The sequence below is a fragment of the Mycobacterium simulans genome (assembly GCF_900232995.1).
GTDB classification, from domain to species: Bacteria; Actinomycetota; Actinomycetes; order Mycobacteriales; family Mycobacteriaceae; genus Mycobacterium; species Mycobacterium simulans.
In genome coordinates, this window is sequence record NZ_OCVX01000077.1 from 1 (window position 1) to 3,415 (window position 3,415).

2 protein-coding genes are annotated in these 3,415 nt (G+C 73.5%); both read right to left on the reverse strand.

Going from position 1 to position 3,415, the window contains the following annotated elements; all coding sequences use genetic code 11:
- Positions 1–58: 58 nt before the first annotated feature.
- Positions 59–334, reverse strand: coding sequence for a beta-ketoacyl synthase N-terminal-like domain-containing protein (locus MSIMFI_RS27280; RefSeq protein WP_449870985.1), 276 nt, complete (start codon positions 332–334; stop codon positions 59–61).
- A gap of 283 nt (positions 335–617) precedes the next feature.
- Entirely contained in the window at positions 618–2,594 is a 1,977-nt protein-coding gene (locus tag MSIMFI_RS27285) for a hypothetical protein (protein ID WP_449870986.1), read from the reverse strand.
- Positions 2,595–3,415 lie beyond the last annotated feature (821 nt).

The following is a 3,415-nucleotide window of genomic DNA, read 5'->3' on the forward strand; positions in this document are numbered from 1 at the left end:
GCCGACCACCTGCTGGGGAGCCACTATCGCTGCAATGGTTTATTGCAGCTGTCGCTGGTCAGTGGTTGCCCTGACCCAATGCAAACATGGCACCGGAGAGGATCTGCGAAAAAGGATCGGCGCCGCCAGCGGCGTTGTCGATAAGGCCTTCGCGTCTGTCGCTAGCCTCAACATTGCGCGCGCAATGACGTCCCGAATCGCGATACGACGAGCGAAGTGACGCCGGACTGGTAGCGTCCCGTCCGTTTCGCAAGAGATGCCAGAATTCGCCGGGATTCGATGCGCCCGGAAACCGGCAGGCCAACCCTATTATCGCGATGTCATGCGATCGCAAAAAACGCTCTGTCACGTGTCCGCCAACCTTGCGTCTTCGGACCACGCTGATCCAGCGCGTTCCAACCGCGCGAGACCGCTAATCGTGCATTCACTGAACTGGTTGGACACAGCATCGATGGAACGATCGCCGGCAGCCAACAGCCCAACCACACCAGACGACGCCGCCAGAATCGCATTAGTGCTCGCAGATTGAGGCGTCTTGGGCTTCATGGCCACCTCGCTATGGGTAACTGAGCTGGCGCTCAGAGTGGATACCGTGATCCCCCCGGACCGTTGCGCCGTCAGCCGCCGCCTGCGCCGCCGCCGCCACCGCTGCCGCCGCCGCCGCCCTGTAGACCGAAGCTAGGGGCGCCCTTCGTGCCCGCCTGGCCAGGGGCGCCCAGCTCGCCATCGCCACTCGTGCCGCCCTGGCCGCCGGTGCCACCATTGGCGCCGGCGGCAGCGACGCCGGGGCTGGTGACGCCGCCACCGCCGTTGCCGGCGTTGCCGCCCTGGCCGCCGGTGCCGCCCCGGCCGCCGTCACCGCCTCCCCCAGTGCCGGCGCCGTTGCCGCCGGCCCCGCCGAGGGCACCCGCACCGGCGCTGCCGCCGTTGCCGCCGTTGGAAGCGAAGCCGCCGGTCCCACCGTTGCCCCCGGCGCCACCTTGGCCGCCCGTGCCGCCGTTGCCGCCGTTCCCGCTGGTGCCCAGGGCGTGCCCGCCTGCACCACCATTCTTGCCAACGGCGCCGCTGCCGCCAGTTCCGCCCTTGTTGGCATCGCCGGTGCCACCAGTGTTGCCGTCACCACCTATCCCGCCTGACCCGCCTCTGCCGCCGGTGCCGCCGTCGCCGCCGTTGCCGGTACCGGTGTTGTTGCCGCCGGCACCCGCGGCTCCGCTGGCACCACCGGCGCCACCGTTTCCGCCTCTGGCGTTGACTGTGGTGCCGCCAGTGCCGCCCTTGCCGCCGCCACCGCCGGTGCCGCCGTCACCGCCGTGGCCACCGGTACCGCTGCCGGTGGCGACACCGCCGGCGCCACCGGCGCCGGCCGCCCCACCCGCACCGCCCTGACCACCATCGACCGAACCCAGGCTGAAGCCGCCGGCGCCGCCGATGCCGCCTTGGCCGCCTTTGCCGCCTGCCCCGCCGTCAGCGCTGCCATGGCCCGTGCCGCCGGCACCGGCGGCACCGCCCGCGCCACCGGCACCGCCCTTGCCGCCGGACCAACCGGCGAAGGTGGCATCACCGCCCGTTCCGCCCCTGCCGCCAATACCCGCGCTGCCACCGGCGCCGCCGGCACCGCCACCGATACCGCCGTTGCCGCCGGCGCCCGCCTTTCCGGTGGCGCCGCCTGCGCCGCCCGCGCCACCATTGCCTCCGAGGCTGCCAAAGCCGCCGCCGTTACCGCCGCTACCGCCGTTACCGCCGTTCAAGGAATTCCCACCATTCCCGCCGTTACCGCCACCGGCACCGCCAGCGCCGCCGTTGCCTGCGTTGCCGCTGTTGCCGCCGGCGCCGCCGGCGCCGCCGTCTCTGACAAATTCACCAACGCCGTTGCCGCCGTCGCCGCCTCTGCCGCCGGCGCCGGAAGTCCCGCCATTCCCGCCGTTACCGCCACCAACACCGTCGATGCCGTCGCCCCCCTGTCCGCCGTTACCAGCGTTTCCGCCGTTTCCGCCGTTGCCGCCGGATACGTTGTCGCCGCCGTTTTCGCCCGGGGCGCCATTCCCGCCGTCACCTCCGTTACCGCCGTTGCCGCCGGTGCCGCCGTGGCCGGCGGCACCACCGTCGGTGCCCGCTCCGCCGGCTCCGGCGCTGCCGCCTTTGCCGCCGTCAGCCCCGTGGCCGCCGTTGCCGCCGGTGGTGCCGGTGTTGTTGCCGCCCCGGCCGCCATTGCCTCCGGCGCCGCCCTTGCCGCCGTCACCGCCGTCGCCGCCGTTGGTCACGCCGTCGCCCGCTCCACCGGTACCACCCACACCGCCGGCACCACCCTGGCCACCGGCCTTCCCGGAACCTGGCCCCGGGGTGGCGGCACCCGAGGCGCCATTGAAGCCATTTCCACCCGTGCCCCCGGTACCTCCCTTACCGCCGGTGCCGATGGCACCCGCGTCACCACCGTCGGTTCCGACGCCGGCCGCTCCGGCCGCACCGCCGGTGCCGCCCTGGCCGCCGGTGCCACCCAAGCCACTGGTACCGGTGTTCGTACCGCCGGTGCCGCCGGTACCGCCCTGGCCGCCGACACCGCCGACACCGCCCTGGCCGCCGTTAACCCCGCCCATACCGGCCCCGCCGTCACCGCCGACGCCGCCGGCACCGCCCGTCCCACCCTGTTGGCCGGCACCCGGGGTGCTCGAATTAGAACCGTTGAAACCCCGTGAGCCGATGCCGCCCGTGCCGCCGTCACCGCCGCGACCACCGGTACCGCTGTCGCCACTGGCACCGCCGTCGGTTCCCGTCCCGCCCACTCCGGCGGCACCGCCGGTACCGCCCTGGCCGCCTCGAGCTCCGTCCAAGCCAAATTCGAGCGTGCTGTGACCACCGGTGCCGCCGGTACCGCCCTGGCCGCCGACACCGCCAGTGCCGCCCTTGCCGCCGTTGACCCCACCGATACCGGCGCCGCCGTCACCACCGGCACCACCGGCACCGCCCGCACCGCCCTGGTCACCAGGGGTAATAAAAAAGGAGCTCCCGCTCGATCCTGCGGCACCGATGTCGCCCTGGCCGCCACGCCCGCCGGTGCCACCTTGACCGCCGGTCCCGATCCCGCCACTGGCACCGCCGTCGGTTCCCGTCCCGGCCGCTCCGGCGGCACCACCGGTGCCGCCCTTACCGCCAGTGGCTCCCGCGCCTCCGGGGAGACCAGTGTTATTGCCTCCGACACCACCGTCGCCGCCCTGGCCACCGACACCGCCGGTACCGCCCTTGCCGCCGTTGACCCCGCCGATACCGGCGCCTCCGTTACCGCCCTTACCGCCCGCACCGCCCAGACCACCCTGGTTGCCCGCGGTGGGTGCGTTCGAATCGGTACCATCGAGGCCGGCCCCGCCCTGTCCACCGGTCCCGCCGGTCCCGCCGGCCCCGCCGGCCCCGCCCGCATCTA